Below are 16,822 nucleotides of genomic sequence, written 5' to 3'. Positions count from 1 at the left end.
TATTAGGCTTCAGTCGAATCCTCATTTCCTGCAGTCGCATTTTCCCCCCAATATGTTAAGCCTCGCTTCATATCTTCTTCTGTCCATTCAACAGGCTCCCAATCCGGTTCAAAAATTAGATAACTATTCGAAAATAATTCGACACGATGACCACTGCCAGGGTCTTTCACATAAACATAGACAGCTTGAGTAATTCCATGCTTTCCAGGTCCTACAAACTTAATTTCAGACTCACTTAAAATATCAGAAGCTCTCAATAGATCCTGGGCATTGTCTAACCAATAAGCAAGATGATGTAGTCTATTAGGTCCGGAATTTGTTTGATCTCCCATTACTGCAACATCATGGACAAGGGGCGTTACACTCATCCAGCCGGCAACGACTGGTCCATTCTGAACCTTGATATATTCGCGCATTTTAAAACCTAATTTTTCTGAAAGCCATGTGTGAATACCACCTGGGTCCATATTTGTTGAGATATTTACATGATCAATTCTGCGAGGAGATATCCCTTTTCTCCAAGATTTATAAGCTTGATTTTTCAAGACAGATTTTAAGTCATCAGATACTTTGGGTTTTTCCATATCGTAATAGATTTCAAATCGGTGCTTGCTTGGCAACTGGAAACGAATTGCTTTTCCTTGTCCAGCTTCTCGACCAGCTTCAACCCACTCTACAGTAGTCCCAGCCTCCTCTAATAGTGTTGCAAATCCCTCAACGTCTTCTTGACGTTTCGCACGCCAACCAATATGATCAACATGTGCGCGATCTCCTGCGGTTAAAGAAAGTGAATGGTGTTCAAAGTCCCCCCATGCTTTCAAGTAATGAGTACCATCTCTTTCCTCTGTTTCCTCTAATCCGATTACTTCACGGAAAAACCAAAGCGACTTTTCAAGATCCGGTGTTACTAGAGCAATATGTCCTAATTTAGCAATTTCAGGTATAATCAAACGAATTACCTCCCATATTTTTGAATTATTATTTTTTGTTCTATGAATCTATTAAATTGATGCTTACCTATTTAGTGTAACCTTAAATGGTAGCATCTTATTGAGATGCTAATTCCGCTGCTACATCAACAATCATATCTTCTTGACCACCAACCACTCTTCTCTTGCCTAGCTCTATTAAAATGTCCCTCGAATCGACAGAAAATCTTTTTGCAGCCTTCTTTGCATGAAGGAGAAAACTTGAATAAACTCCTGCATATCCAAGTACTAAACTATCACGATTGATTACTTGTGGTTGTTGCAAAATAGGCGCTACAATCTCCTCTGCTATATCCATCATCTTGTATAAATCAATTCCAGTTGAGATTCCAAGACGATCTAGTGCAGCAACCAATACTTCCGTCTGCGTATTCCCTGCTCCTGCACCTAAACACCGAACACTCCCATCGATTCGAGTAGCTCCTTCTTCAATAGCTACTAACGTATTTGCCATCGCCAAAGATAGATTATTGTGTCCATGAAAGCCAATTTCGCAACCCAGCTCTTTTCTTAAAACACAAATACGATCTCTTACTTCATGCGGAAGAAATGCACCAGCAGAATCTACGACATACACGATATCAGCTCCGTAACTTTCCATTAATTTCGCTTGTTCAACCAATTTATTTGTCGGAACCATGTGAGACATCATCAGAAAACCAACTGTTTCCATCCCTAACTCTTTTGCAGCCGCTATATGTTGGGCAGAAACATCTGCTTCCGTAACATGGGTTGCAATTCGTGCCATTTTTGCTCCTAGATTAGCTGCCTGTTTTAATTCTCTAATCGTTCCAATCCCCGGGATGAGTAATACAGCTACTTTCGATTGTGTACAGGAATCTACCACTGCTTCAATTAACTCCATCTCATTCGTACGGGAAAAGCCGTACTGCAAAGAAGAGCCTAATAATCCATCACCGTGTGACACTTCAATAAATGGAACATTCGCCGCATCCAAGGCCTTTGCTACTTTGATAACTTGATCCACAGTATATTGATGTGAAATGGCATGGCTTCCATCTCTTAATGCAACTTCTGTAATCGATATCTTTCTATTTACTTCCATTGATATTGCTCCCTTCCTATTAAACCGTTCTAATCTCCACTTGCTTCCTGGCCATTTCCTCTGCTACTTTCACCGCAGCAGCCGTCATAATATCTAAGTTACCAGAGTAGTTAGGAAGGTAATCGCCAGCACCTTCCACCTCCAACAAAATTGTTACCTTATTTCCTTCGAAAATTGGATCTGTTCTCAAGCGATAACCGGGTACATATGCTTGAACTTTTTTTACCATTTCATAAATGGAGGCTGTAATTTCTTCTTGCTTATTCACATCCTCATCAATTAATACATAAACTGTATCCCTCATTAGGATAGGGGGCTCTGCCGGATTTAAAATAATAATCGCTTTCCCTTGTTTTGCACCACCTATTTCTTCGATGCCTCGTTTGGTCGTATAGGTAAATTCATCAATATTTGCCCGAGTTCCTGGACCTGCACTCTTACTAGAGATAGTCGCAACAATTTCTGCATATTGAACAGGACTAATACGATGAACTGCATTTACCATTGGGATAGTCGCTTGCCCACCACATGTGATTAAATTGACATTGTCTGCTTCTAAGTGACTTCCTAGGTTAACTGGTGGCACCACAAATGGCCCTTTGGCTGCAGGTGTCAAATCAATCACTTTCTTCCCAGCTTTTTTTAACAATTTTGCATGACGTATATGAGCTTTAGCAGATGTCGCATCAAATATGATGTCAGCCAGTTCCGAATTTTCTAAAAAACCAGTGATCCCATTATCAATGACTTCCAATCCTTTCTGTTTAGCCTTTTGTAATCCATCTGAATTAGGATCGATACCAATCATGGTTGTCAATTTTAATACATCTGATCTAAGCAGCTTTAACATTAAATCTGTCCCGATATTTCCCGAACCTAATATCCCTACTTTAACCTCTGACAAAGTAATAACCTCCTTCCAAAGTTGGAAATATTATTTAAATGATATTTCCACTATCCCTAACGCTTTAAAATCAGCCGTGAAACGATCCCCTTTTGTAGCCTCAACAGCAGCAGATAATGCACCTGAAAGGATGACTTCCCCTGCTTTTAAAGAAACATCAAATTCAGCTAATTTATTGGCTAACCATGCGACACAATAAGCTGGATGTTCTAATGCTGCTGAACCCCTCCCTGAATTGAAGACCTTCCCATTTCGCAACAAATCCACTTCCACCTCAGGTAGAACAACTTCTGATACCGAAAACGTTTCTTTTCCTAGAACGAATAATCCGGAAGAAGCATTATCAGCAATCGTATCTTCAAGTTTAATCTTCCAATCTTTGATCCTACTATCCACAATTTCAATGGCTGGTACAATATATTCGGTAGCTTTTAAAACGTCTTCAATTGAAATGTTAGGACCTTTCAAGTCACTTTTTAATATAAAGGCAATTTCTGCTTCGACCTTTGGTTGAAATAACCGATCAATTAAAACACTACCGCCATTTTCTATTTTCATATTATCTAGTAAGTAACCATAATCTGGTTGGTCGACTCCCAGTAGTTCTTGCATTGCGACTGAAGTTAGTCCGATTTTTTTACCAATAATTTTGTTTCCACTTGCTATTTTCTGCTCAATTATTTTCAATTGAATTTGATATGCATCTAGAACTGTCAATTCATTAAATTGATCTGTTAACGCTTCAACTGGTTGACGTGTCTTCTCAGCTTGCAAGAGAGTTTTATAAGCGCTTACATTTCTATTTACTTGCTGTTGACTCAAATTAAATCCTCCTTTACCAATTATATGAAAGGTATTTATGTTCATAAATCTTATAAATCCTTCCAGCAAATTCAACGTTACTCGTAACACCTCCAGGTGAGTTTATAAATAGAAAATTGGTGTCTTGTTATTAAAGTGTGGATCGCTTTTCTATAACTAAAGTTTAGATAAGTTACAATTATTCGACTATACAAAAAACTAATTAATAATTTATTATTTTCCGTAAGTTTTTATTGGTTTTTTTACGAATTCAAACAAAAAAGACCAGACGTATAAAACGCCTAATCTCTAGAGGGTAAATCCAAACTATTTTAAATTTTCTTAATACAATTATAACTCAAAAAATTATCAACTTGATATTTCAACCTTTTTTTGTTTATTAGTAAACCAGTCTTGTACAAATAAGAATGTAGCAAGAGAGATTCCTACGAGATTCACGAGCAGTTCTAAATCAATATTTTGAATTGGGAAAAAGAATAGGACTGCACCAATGGCAAAAAGGAAGCGCTTAATCATACTTAAATGACCAAATAAATAGCCTTCTAAACTAATGGACAATAAAATACAACCAACTAAAACTGACAAAATTGCCAATGTTACACCTAGAATCGAAAATTCCATGTTATAGCTTAATAACAGACGTGTATCATAAACAAATATGAACGGTACAATATACGCCATAACTCCAAGTTTCATTGCTGCTAAACCTATTTTATAAGGACTTTCTTTCGCAATCGGTGCAGCTACAAAGCAACATATAGCAATTGGTAGAGTAATACTCGAAATATTAGCAAAATAAAACACAAACATATGTGCAGAAATTGGTGAAACCCCTAAATTGACTAGCGCTGGCGCCACTAAAATTCCTACTAATGAATAAGCAGCAATCCCTGGCATACCCATTCCTAAAATAATACAAACAATAGCACAAGCTAATAGTAAAATGAACTTTCCATACTGTCCAAAATCTGTTAGTACGAGAGCTAAATTAAAACCAAGTCCTGTAATACTAACAATTCCAACAATTATTCCAGCTCCGGCAAGGACAATGCCAATTTCAAGACACGTTTTCCCTGTATCCTCTAGTATTTGGATAATTCTCTTACATATATTCTTTCTCATATCTTTTTGAACTAACAATAGAATCAATGCAAATCCCGAAGCATAAAGTCCTGTCGTTGCCGGTGAATACCCTTTAAAAAATAACAAATAAACCATCAGACCAAAAATTGGTATAAGTAACCAACCCGTTTTTATTACTTTTGACATAGATGGCATCTGTTCTTTTGAAATAATACCAATTTTTCTCTTAGCTGCACTAATATCTACTTGGATAAATAAGCACAAAAAATATAATAGAGCAGGGATAAGCGCAGCAAGTGCAATTTCACGATAAGGAACGTTTAGCGTTTCTGCCATGATAAATGCAACGACCCCCATAACAGGGGGCATGATAGATCCACCAGTAGAAGCTACCGCTTCTATTGCACCTGCTTGGGCTCTTGAATACCCACTTTTATGCATTAAGGGTATCGTCATATTCCCAGTTAACATAATGTTCACTACTGGTCCACCTGTAATACTTCCTACCATACTTGAGCCAACAATAGAAGCTTTTGCAGGTCCACCACGGTATCTTCCAAAAAAACGCATGGCAATATCATTAAATATATTTGCCCCATTTAAACGAATTAGTGTGTGTCCAAATAAAATGAAAGCCAAAGCAACTGTAGCTGCTAGTTTTAATAAACTTAATATACTATTTGCATCAAGGTAAATATAATTCAGCAGCTGACCAAGACTCGTGCCTTCTCCTTGAAAGGATCCTGGCATATAGGGTGCTGCAAAAGCATAGCCAAGGAACAAGCCCACAATGATGACTAATACCCAACCATAAATTCTTCGTAACCCTTCTATAATTAATACAACTGCTGTAAGACTCAAGAAAAACCTAAGAGGCGTAATAGAGGAAAAGTTATATAACAAATCTACATAATAAAATGCAATGTATAATCCAACCAATATACCTAACACGCTTAGAACCCAATCATACCAAGGTACATATAGTCCACTTTCTCCTTTATTACTTCGAACTCCAATAAATACACTAGCAAATAGCAAAGCCATAAAGATTCCTATATATTGCTCTGTCATTAAATATAGTCCTACTAGTGGAAAGACATTCAATATAAACATTATACCCATTAGAGGAATAAGAATTAAAAGAACACGTAAGACATGATGAGTAGGACCCGATAATGTTCTAAATCGTATCGGTTCGATACTTTGGCTCATATATTTTCAACCCCCAAATCTACTAGTCCATAAAAGAGATATTACATCATAATGGTGATTGGTAAATAATTATTGAATGGAAGGTGGAGACATGCCCTATTTGATGGATTCAACTAAGAATCACTACATGTCTCTACTCCCTTAATTATTACTTGATCAATTTAGTCATATTGTATTCACTTCACCATATCGATCAATTCTTGATTCCTTTTTTCAACATCATCATTCCACTTTCCAATCTCCTTTAAGTATCGGATTGTCCCTTGATGATAAGGGGTAGGAGGATTAGAATTAAACATTGAGTCAGTATCCCAACCTTTAAACCAATCATGCATCTCATATAAATCTTCATGATTTTCCCAAATGTTTTTTGTGATTTCATACACGGTGTCTTCATCTAGATGAGCTGACACAGCAAGAATTACAGGAGTTTGAATAATAACGGTTTCTTCCTCGGCATAGCCACCAATTTGAACAACTGGTTCAATTCCTTCCTTTAAATCATCTATTTTCTTTTGAAGTTGATCCGAATGTTTATCGAAAGAAGATGCAGAAACATCTCCAAGATTTAACGGACGTACGCCAACTGTGTTATGCAATTCCAAGACAGGACCTCCTGTTGTTTCTCCCCCCCAAACTGCATCAACTCTTCCTTCTCTCAGTGCATCAACACCGGCAATGAAGTCGGATACCGGGACTTTGACCACATCATCCCATGTTAAGCCAACAGAATGAAGAAAAATTTCAATATATTCGTTTATCGTTGTTCCGACCTGTAAATAGGCGACTCTTTTCCCTTTTAAATCCACTATATCTTCAATACCTGAGTCTGCTTTAACAACGGGACCTGTTATTTTCGTCTGTGTTCCAAAAGCGATTGTACGGATATTTTCGAGTGGCCGACCATGTATCTTTCCAAGATATGCATCTCTTACTTCATAAAGAGAGACACCCATGGCAATGTCACCTTTGTCCATTAAATCTTGCCATGGTGGGGCACCTGCGAACGGTCTAACCGTTACGTTATAATCTCCTTTTTCTGTTAAAAGGCTCGCCAATCCAGAACCACCCGTATATAAAATTGTTCCTGATGGGTGGGTTCCGATACTTAAGTTACTTTTTTCCTGTTCGCTTGATGCAATAGATCCCTCATTATTACTACCACACCCAGTCAAACTAAGAATCGATACTATTACACAAATCAGAAACAAACTTTTTCTCACTTTTATTTGTTCTTTTCTCACCATGATGTACTCCTCTCTCCGTGTTCTAACTCTTTTTGTAAGCAGGACCATATTGCTTTTAATCAAATCCTTATTATTTGTAAGCGTTAACAAATAACTCTACTAATATTAAACATCCCCCCTAACTGTAGATAATTTCACTATTTTTTATCTTGTATAAAAGTTTAAAGTATACTTTATTTTCTGACTATAAAAAAAACAGTTGAATTATTTTAGTTAATTAGTAAGTTTTTATTGGTTTTTCATAGCTCTTAGTTTGAAATAAAACAAAGGTTATTCAATTTTCAGCTCTCCTAATGCAATTAAAGATTCCAAAATTAATAATAACTGGTACCCGCTTTTGGGGTTACGAAGATCTTGATCTATGATCTTTTCTATATTCTTTATTCTGTACATCAAACCACTCAACGATAAAGCAAGGTCTTTCATTGTTTGCTCAAGCTTCCCACCATTTTGCAAAAACACATATAACGTTTTGATAAGTTCGTTTTTTTTATGGTCATCCATTTTATATAATAGTCCCAATTGTTGTTCGGCCATCATTTTAATTCCACTAATGTTATTTGAGTCTATTAACACGCCTACAATCCCTAAAGAGGCAAAATTAACAACCTTTTCTTTGGTAGTTAAACGTAACACAACCTTTGCTTCATTATGTTTTTGTACTGCTTCTTCTATTGCTTTTCCTTCATTACTTATTCCTACTTTAAATTCACACTTCGGATGTTGACTCTCTAAAAATTCAATCAATTCCTTGAAAATCTCTTTTATTCTTGCTGCTTTTGTTGACTCTTTTGTAATTAACATCACAACTTTTCCATCTCTTTGCCCTATGAGGATATTTTCTTTTTTCTTATTAAAGTACTCGAAGACTGTTTCAAGTATTTGTTCATGGTAAATCCACTCATTTTTATTCATGTTATTTCTGTTATGATATTCTAATATTGCAATATTAAATGGACTTGAAAGATCAAGGTTAATATATTTACCTCGGTTAATTATCTCTTGATTAGATGTAAATTGTGAATTTAATATTTGATCTAAGAAATTCCCTTTCATCCTTTCAAAAGATTCAAAGCTTGTTTTTTCATTTAATAAATAAAGGGAAGAAGCATTCGCAATTCTTTCTAAGAGATGAATATCACTTTCTGCTTTTGGAATTTCATCTCGACAATAGACAAAGGAACAATAACCCACTACTTTTTTTTGTATTTTAATAGGGATAACAAGCCTTTCTTGAAATTCGGTTTTATACCACCTCTTTTTAAAAGGAAGTTGTTTAAGTACATGTTTGTTTGAGGTGTCAAACGCGAATTTCACTCGCAAATATTCATGCATGTCTTGCTGCAAATGGACAAATTCCTTTTCATCAAATCCGGAATGTGCGATCGTATTAAAATCTAAATCTACAATTACTAACGGTATTTTGGTGAGATCGAAAACCATATTAGCAATCGTCTCCAAATTACTTCCATTTGTAATTTCTTCTGTTAAGGTTTGGTGAAAACTAGATATTCTTGCAATATAGTTTTTTTGTTCCAAAAGTTGGTCATACGTATATTCGAATTCTTTTATTAACGGAGCTTCATGATAAAACTGTAATTCATCCTCAATTTCCGTTCCCCATTCCTCCTTTAATTTAAATTCCCAACGGCATTCATCGTCTCCTTTTGCTACACAAGTAACTTCTTTTGCAATAGCTGTCTGGTTAGTCGCAGTTGACATAAAACCACTTGCATATCCTAATAACGTATGACAAACTTGAGTTTTTGAATATCCTAATCTACTCAAGTGCTCCATCGCCTCGTATGAGCCTTCCCAAGTACCATACCCCGTTAGAGAGATTATATTTTTATGTTCATCCAACTTAATTTGTCCTTCATATTTTGTTCCTTTTATATGACCACTTTCTATATGATAAATTGGTCCTTGTGTTATTATCTCTTTAATGGTTAAGTTGCTATTCAATGCTTTCTTCGCATCACTCACCCCCATTTTCCATCCGTATTGGATAAGAAACCCTTTTATCCGTCCCATACCAATATTATTGATAAGTACTTCTCGCAGAAGACCAAAAGCCGAGGATGATGTGTAAATTTGACGATTAGCATCACTTAATTGCTGATTGTAACTTTGCTCGGAAAATTGAATTAGCATTCTACCCCCACCTTTATTAATATTTAAGTTAGCACATTTCTAATCGTATTTTCATTAATGTAAAGAGTTAACAGTATTTTGACTTTTTTTAAAATCGAGTTAAATACAATTACACGTCTATCCTTTAACAGCAATAGATTTCTGTCTGTTCACTAACCAATCCTGTAAAGACAATAATATTGCAATGAACAAACCAATTCCTGCCACACTAAGTGAGAGGGTGACACTTTGAACTGGAAATAGAAAAAGTGCCGACGTAACAGCAAACAAAATTCGCTTCCCCCAATTCAACGAACCAAATAAATATCCTGAAAGACTGATCGATAATAGAACACAACCAATTAGAACCGTACCTAAAGATGCTACTAGACTCATTATCGAAATTTCCATGTTATAGCTTAAGAGAATCGTAGAATCATAGATAAAAACAAATGGAATAATATATGCCATCGCTCCTAACTTCATCGCAACCATTCCTATCTTATTAGGACTTGCTTTTGCAATTGGTGCTGCTGCAAAACAAGCGATTGCAATCGGTGGGGTGAAATTAGAAACATTCGCAAAGTAAAATGCAAACATATGAGCCGCAATTGGTGGAACTCCGAATTCGACCATTGCTGGTGCTACTAAAACGGCAACCAATGAATAAGCGGCTATCCCAGGCATTCCCATCCCTAATACAACACTTACCAGAGCAGAGAAGAAAAGTAATACAAATAATCCATAATCAGCAAGTTGCGTTAGTGCCATAGCAAGATTAAAACCGAGCCCTGTTATACTAACAATCCCCATGATTACGCCCGCAGCTGCTAAAACAACACCAAGTTCCATACTTGTTTTTCCAGTGTGCTCTAATATCCGGAAGAGTCTAGTAAATAAATTTTTCCTTACATCCTTTTGCAATAGCAATAAAATTAGTGCAGCAAAAGAAGCATAAACACCCGTTAACGCAGGGGAGTAACCTTTTATGAATAATAGATAGATAACAAAAGAAAAAATCGGAATGATTATCCAAGCCGTTTTCATTACTTGACGTACTTTTGGAAGCTCACTTTTTGAAAGTTTTGTAGTACCTTGTTTTGCTGCACTTAAATCTACTTGGATGAATAAGCACATAAAAAATAATAAAGCTGGAATAAGGGCAGCGAGTGCAACTTCCCTATATGGAACACCCAAAAGCTCTGCCATCATAAAGGCAACGATCCCCATGATTGGTGGCATAATTGCCCCCCCAGAAGATGCCACTGCCTCAATGGCCCCAGCTTGTTCCCGTTTGTAACCAGTTTTATGCATAAGTGGAATGGTCATTGATCCAGTCATCATAACATTAGCGACAGGGGCTCCCGTAATACTTCCAACAAAGCTTGACCCTACAATAGAAGCTTTCGCCGGGCCTCCACGAAACCGGCCAAATAAACCCATTGCCAAGTCATTAAAGATATCTGCTGCTTTCATGTGTAAAAGCGTTTGACCAAATAGAACAAATGCCAATCCCATAGTAGCTGCTAACTTTAAAAGACTTAGCAAACTATTCGCATCCAAATAAATATAATTTAATAATTGACCAGCACTGTTTCCATTTCCCCTTAATACACCAGGCATGAAAGGTGCCACGAATGAATAAGATAGAAACAAAGTAACTATAATTACTAAGATCCAACCAAATACTCTACGCAGTGCTTCTAATATTAAAAGAACAATTGTTAGACTCAAAAAAAACTTAAAAGGGGTAATCTGTGCAAAGTTATATAAGATTTGTTGATAAAAAATAGTAATATAAAGCCCTACCATAGCCCCAAGACAAGCTAAAATCCAATCGTACCAGGGAACTTTTTTGCCTGACTCCCTTTTTCTACTTTTCGTACTAATGAAAACACTTGTAAAAACCAATGCGATAAATAAACCAACATATTGTTCTGTCATCATGTTGATCCCTATTGAAGAGAACACATTTAAGATAAACAGCATTCCAATAATTGGTATCAAAAGGAAGAGGGCCTGCCTGAAATACTTAACAGGCCCTGTTAATGTTCTAATAATCTGATGTTCTTTCTCATTACTCATTGTAGTTCCTCCCCTACATTAAACTACTTATGCAGATTAAGTAATTCCTCATTGTTCGCTTCAGCTTCTTCATTCCATACACCAATTTCTTCAAAGAGACGTATGGAACCTGGGTGATAAGGTGCGGGAGGGTTATTTCTAAACATTGTTTCTGTTGTTGTTCCCTTAAACCATTCATTCATACTTTGGAGGTCTTCATGGTTTTCCCAGATATTTTTCGTTATTTCATAAACAGTTTGATCATCTATGTGTGCCGACACAGCAATCAAATATGGGTCACGTACAATGACAGCTTCCTCTGACATATAACCACCTTGATAAACACTTGGTTCAAAACCTAGAAGTGTTTCATGAGCTCTCTTTGTGAGGGCTTCCTTTTCACTCTCGAAGTTTTCTGGTGTAACATCTCCAAGACTTAATGCTTCAATATCAACAGCGTTATCTAATTCTAAGAAAAGGCCCCCTTCTGGACTCCCTCCAAATACAGCGTCAGCACGTCCTTCACGTAAGGCATCCAAACCTGCATTAACCTCTGAAACTGTAACTTTTTTAACGTCATCCCAAGTAAGTCCAACTGATTTTAAATACATTAAAATGTGATCATTAAGAACGTCATCTCCTTGATAGAAAGCTACATTTTTGTCTTTTAAATCAGCTATTTTTTCAATACCTGATTCCTTTTTTACTATTAAAGGAACTACTGGGTTCGGCGAAAGAAATGCAAGTGTTCGTAAATTGGTTAATGCCTTATCATGAGCAACCGTTTCACCATTATAAGCTTTGTATAGTACATATCCACCTATTCCCATTTCAATTTCACCTTTATCCATTAGATCTCGCCAAGGTGCTGAACCTGCGTAAGGACGAACGTCTACATTAAAATCTGTATGTTGAGTTAATAGACTTGCAACGCTCGCCCCTGCAACATGAACAATCGTTCCTGATGGATGCGTTCCGATACTTAAATTACCACCAATTTGTTCACTATTCGAAGCATTTGTTTGCTCACTATTCCCACCATTACAAGCAGTTAAAACAAGTATCAATGTAACAATAACAAGTATTTGCCACCTTCTAGCTTTTTCTATTACCCTCATCACTTTTCCACCTTTCCTATTTAAATTGACTAGACATATTACTCTACCGCTAACTCACGATTTATTAATGCTTCAATGTCTTCTTCGTATCCTCCTAATGTATAAATAACTTTATTAACTTCCCCTTCGAATGTAAACGGTTCCAAATATGAAGTGCAAATAGGACTTCGATCATTTTGACCTATATGAAATGGTCCTGTAAAAAATCCGAATGACTGGGTATCTCCCATTTTCCCTTCACCAATTTGTTCGTTATTGACGAATAATTTACCAATACCCTCATTATCCTTCGTTTTTATAAACAAGAAGCGTATCTTCAGTTTTCCTATTGGAATTTTCTTAGTTGATTTAATTACATAATGGTTTATATTCGACGCATTATAATGAAAAGTCAGGTGATTATTTTGAATAAACATTGTATAACCTCCTGCATTATCACCGTGACCAACAAGAACACCATCATCCGTTTCATAGCTTCTTTCTAAGTCCACATCTATACAAAATGATTTATTTCTTAAGTCTGGGGCTACCGAATTATAAAAACTCGTTTGCTTGGCATAAAAAACTCGGTGAATCGGTCCATTCTTCCTTCTGCTTCTCGTCTCCAACATTCTATTACGCATCGATCTTCCGTCTAATGGCAATACATCATATTTCTTCGCTTCCTCCCACCAGAGTTGTATCAATTGGTTTAACTTATCAGGGTATTTACTTGCTAAATTATTTGACTCTGTAAAATCATTTTCAATGTGGTATAATTCCCATTCATCCTCCTCAAAAGAGGTGTCCGGTTTATGATGAACTACCGCTTTCCACCCCTCTTCCCATACTCCTCGGTTACCAACAATTTCATAATGCTGTACCGTTTTCTCAGTTGGCCTATCTTTACCTTCAAATGTGTAAGCTAAACTCGTACCGTGAACCGGTTTCTGAATAATGCCCTTATAAACATCAGGTGCTTTCGCATTCACCAATTCTAAAATGGTTGGAACTATATCAGTTACATGGTGATATTGTTCACGCAGTTCTCCTTTGGTTTTTATTTTTTCTGGATAGTGAATAATTAACGGACATCTTACACCACCTGCATGAGCAAATGTTTTGTACCATTTAAACGGAGTATTTCCTGCCTGAGCCCATCCAGCAGGATAATGGTTATTGGCCGTTGGCCCTCCGATCTCATCAATTCGTTTGTACATATCTTCAAATGTTTCTTGTACTGGATTTAATCCTTTGGCCCATGAATTCATCGAACCTGATTCTCCTCCCATAGCACAAGCGCCGTTATCTGATAAAAATACAATGATTGTATTATCAAGTTGGTCCATCTCTTCTAATGATTTAACAAATCGACCTATTTGTTCATCTGTATGCTCCATGTAGCCTGCAAAAGCTTCTTGCATTCTCGCAAATAAATGTTTTTCCTCCACATTAAGTTCATCCCATTTTTGTACACCTGGATTAGATGGGGGTAACGTAGCATCACGAGGTATAATACCAAGCTCTTTTTGACGTTCAAAGCATTCCTCACGAATTCGATCCCACCCTTTATCAAAATGACCTTGATACTTATCAATATACTCCTTCGGGGCGTGGTGAGGCGCATGAGGTGCAGCATATGATAAATACATAAAGAATGGTTTTTCAGGCGCCGTGGATTTTTGTTCTTGAATATATTCGATCGCTTTATCTGTTAGATCTTCACTTAAATGATAGCCTTCATTAACACTTTTCGGTTGTTTTATTCGGTGGTTATCTTCCACTAAGTCTGGATGAAACTGACTTGTTGCTCCACCAAGAAATCCATAATACCTTTCAAATCCTCGACCAAGAGGCCATCCAGCAAACGGACCTACATTCGATTGTTCTCTTCCAGGATTAAGGTGCCACTTACCAACTGCAAATGTGTTGAAACCATGTTCTAACAACATTTCACTAATCATCGCTGTATCTTTTCTAACTTTCCCACGGCAGTTCGGAAACCCATTATCAAAATCAGTTACAATTGAAACTCCAGTTGATTGAGGATTTCTTCCTGTTAAAAGAGATGCTCTTGTTGGAGAGCACATCGCTGTAGTATGGAAATTGTTATATTGTAAACCTCCTTCTGCTAATCGGTCAATATTCGGTGTAGAGATTGTTGAACCGTAACAACCTAATTGAGAAAAACCTAAGTCATCAAGCATGATTAAGGCAACATTTGGCCTCTTTTTAGACTGATGTTCTTCTGGCCACCATGGGATTGACTCATCTATTGTTTCACCAATTACTCCTTCAAACTGATCTAAATTTTCTTTAGAGCTCATAAGTACCTCCTTTTTTTATGAAGTATAGCTGGAAAACCTTCCATTTATTTGATTACACAATTGCTTTTTGGTTTAAATTTCCAACCATCACCTCCTTGAATTCTTCTATGACCTTTATCTTAAAATGAGATAAAGTATTCAAAGATTGTAAATTAATTTCGCGAATCTTTCTTCCAGTTAAGTTAAGACTAAAAAATATTTGAGGTATATAATCATTCAGTGGGGTAGATTGCAGTTAAATTGGCCGATCATAATTGAATGCACTTACACAAGGAATCTTGATAATTATTATTTATCATAATATAGAATATAAAATAGAATATAAAACAGATGTCAATAACCATATTCATAAAAAGGATCTAAAGAACTCGCTTTCAAAGCTGGCGCTGTCTCAAAACAAATGCATAACACAAGAAAAATGCATTGTGTACAAAATCATGTTCAGCAACTTAAGCATGAAACAGCCCAAATAGAAGTTCAAACTTATTCACATACAATACTCAAAGCTTAATTTTGATTAATTAAACTGAATCTATATTTTTAAAGTACGAATCGAAGAGGACAGTTCCCAAACCAATCTCGAGAAATTTCTCCTTAAAAAAGCCTTGAATAAAACTTACATTTCGCTTTCTAAAAATATGTTTCGCTGCAGTCTGACTAGCAATTTCAAAATAGTGGGGATAACTCCTCATAAGTGGACCTCCTATGATAACCACTTCTGGCCCTGCAATATTAACCATATTAGCGATACCAACGCCAAGATAATGTGCAGATTGTAATACAACTTTTTTGCTAAGTTCAAAGTTTTCTATTAAAACTTCAATGACTTCTTCAGTTGATAATTCACTCCAATTAATTCCAGCAAAGTAAGAATGACTTTTCTTCAATAAATCTATTATAGAAAACAAAGAGGTGTATGCTTTTAAACACCCCTTGTTTCCACAAGAGCATACTTGACCATTTAAATCAATAACCATATGTTCAAATCCACCGTTATTCTCTAAATTGTTACTGGTAATATGCCCATTAACCATCGTCCCACAACCAATTCCCCAACTATTATAAATAAGCAAAATATTTTTAGCAGGCAATGATGAATCAAGATATTCTCCTAATAAACCGACAGTAGCTGCATGCTCTATTAGAACTTTCACCTTAAAATAATTTTGTATTATTGTCGCAATTGGTACATTAAGCCAACCTTCAGAAAAAAAACCTTCAGTTTCTAAAATGATTCCATCGTCTTTATTTAAAGCACCGACCGTTATTACGCCAATTCCAAGAATGTAATCTAGTTTAATAGAATACTCATTAATAAGTCGATGAATAATTCCAATTATTTTCGGTAGCACAACCTCTGGAGTGTGTTGTCTCGTCATAACAAATGACTCACTTTTTACTGGATTAAGACCCAAGTCTAATAAGACAACCTTTGTTTCTGCACGTATAATTTTTACTGATATGAAATATCCAGCATTAGGAACGACGTCATAAAGAATTGGTGGACGACCTCCTTCTGATTCTCCAAGTCCAGCTTCTCTAATGAATCTAATAGCTTTGAGTTCATCAAGAATTCTAGCTAATGTAGCGCGTTTGATTTTTATTTCTAACTTTTTTGAAAGTTCTACTTTTGTGATGGGACCGTTACCCCTAATTATTCGGAAAACTTCTTTTATTGAGTGATTTTTCTTTGAGGTGTCTAGTAAAAATTCCTTTAGCATTTTTGTTCACCTGACATTTTAAAATTAGTTAGTTAAATATATGAAAATAATAAACTAACCTAAGATCATACTTAAAAGAATATTCTTCATAATTAGCAAGATCCCTTTTATTTTTTTGTTATTAGAATTGATTTATCTACTATTTCAGAAAATTTCT

11 protein-coding genes are annotated in these 16,822 nt (G+C 36.1%); all 11 read right to left on the bottom strand.

From position 1 onward, the window contains the following. Positions 1–2 precede the first annotated feature (2 nt). Positions 3–950: a VOC family protein gene (locus tag AC1FXZ_RS00985; RefSeq protein ID WP_480050123.1), complete on the bottom strand. Its 948-nt coding sequence runs from the start codon at positions 948–950 to the stop codon at positions 3–5. A gap of 97 nt (positions 951–1,047) precedes the next feature. Next, complete coding sequence (dmpG, locus tag AC1FXZ_RS00980) at positions 1,048–2,055, bottom strand: 4-hydroxy-2-oxovalerate aldolase (RefSeq protein WP_480050121.1); 1,008 nt, start codon at positions 2,053–2,055, stop codon at positions 1,048–1,050. A 19-nt stretch (positions 2,056–2,074) separates the two neighbouring features. After that, complete coding sequence (locus AC1FXZ_RS00975) at positions 2,075–2,959, bottom strand: acetaldehyde dehydrogenase (acetylating) (protein WP_480050119.1); 885 nt, start codon at positions 2,957–2,959, stop codon at positions 2,075–2,077. A gap of 30 nt (positions 2,960–2,989) precedes the next feature. Next, positions 2,990–3,781, bottom strand: a complete 792-nt coding sequence (locus AC1FXZ_RS00970) for a 2-keto-4-pentenoate hydratase (RefSeq protein ID WP_480050117.1) — start codon at positions 3,779–3,781, stop codon at positions 2,990–2,992. A 348-nt stretch (positions 3,782–4,129) separates the two neighbouring features. After that, positions 4,130–6,076 (bottom strand): TRAP transporter permease, encoded by a 1,947-nt coding sequence (locus AC1FXZ_RS00965; RefSeq protein WP_480050115.1) that lies wholly within the window; start codon positions 6,074–6,076, stop codon positions 4,130–4,132. Positions 6,077–6,252: 176 nt separating this feature from the next. Continuing rightward, positions 6,253–7,320, bottom strand: a complete 1,068-nt coding sequence (locus AC1FXZ_RS00960; RefSeq protein WP_480050113.1) for a TAXI family TRAP transporter solute-binding subunit — start codon at positions 7,318–7,320, stop codon at positions 6,253–6,255. A 273-nt stretch (positions 7,321–7,593) separates the two neighbouring features. Next, entirely contained in the window at positions 7,594–9,477 is a 1,884-nt protein-coding gene (locus tag AC1FXZ_RS00955) for a V4R domain-containing protein (protein ID WP_480050111.1), read from the bottom strand. Positions 9,478–9,594: 117 nt separating this feature from the next. After that, the gene (locus AC1FXZ_RS00950; protein ID WP_480050109.1) at positions 9,595–11,541 is read right to left on the bottom strand and encodes a TRAP transporter permease; all 1,947 of its coding nucleotides are present in this window, start codon (positions 11,539–11,541) and stop codon (positions 9,595–9,597) included. A 23-nt stretch (positions 11,542–11,564) separates the two neighbouring features. Beyond that, positions 11,565–12,638, bottom strand: coding sequence for a TAXI family TRAP transporter solute-binding subunit (locus AC1FXZ_RS00945; protein ID WP_480050107.1), 1,074 nt, complete (start codon positions 12,636–12,638; stop codon positions 11,565–11,567). A 38-nt stretch (positions 12,639–12,676) separates the two neighbouring features. Then, a complete protein-coding gene (locus AC1FXZ_RS00940) occupies positions 12,677–14,944 on the bottom strand; it encodes an arylsulfatase (protein ID WP_480050105.1) in 2,268 nt (755 codons plus the stop codon). Between the two features lie 521 nt (positions 14,945–15,465). Beyond that, a complete protein-coding gene (locus AC1FXZ_RS00935; protein WP_480050103.1) occupies positions 15,466–16,665 on the bottom strand; it encodes an ROK family protein in 1,200 nt (399 codons plus the stop codon). Positions 16,666–16,822 lie beyond the last annotated feature (157 nt).

The sequence above is a fragment of the Halalkalibacter sp. HAAS-P014 genome (assembly GCF_056619965.1).
This window is presented reverse-complemented; position numbering and strand designations above follow the sequence as displayed.

Bases quoted from the DNA above. Each gene is read 5' to 3' on its own strand.
- AC1FXZ_RS00950 (WP_480050109.1), bottom strand. From the start codon at position 11,541: ATGAGTAATGAGAAAGAACATCAGATTATTAGAACATTAACAGGGCCT.
- AC1FXZ_RS00955 (WP_480050111.1), bottom strand. From the start codon at position 9,477: ATGCTAATTCAATTTTCCGAGCAAAGTTACAATCAGCAATTAAGTGAT.
- AC1FXZ_RS00945 (WP_480050107.1), bottom strand. From the start codon at position 12,638: ATGAGGGTAATAGAAAAAGCTAGAAGGTGGCAAATACTTGTTATTGTT.
- AC1FXZ_RS00935 (WP_480050103.1), bottom strand. From the start codon at position 16,665: ATGCTAAAGGAATTTTTACTAGACACCTCAAAGAAAAATCACTCAATA.
- AC1FXZ_RS00940 (WP_480050105.1), bottom strand. From the start codon at position 14,944: ATGAGCTCTAAAGAAAATTTAGATCAGTTTGAAGGAGTAATTGGTGAA.
- AC1FXZ_RS00965 (WP_480050115.1), bottom strand. From the start codon at position 6,076: ATGAGCCAAAGTATCGAACCGATACGATTTAGAACATTATCGGGTCCT.
- dmpG (WP_480050121.1), bottom strand. From the start codon at position 2,055: ATGGAAGTAAATAGAAAGATATCGATTACAGAAGTTGCATTAAGAGAT.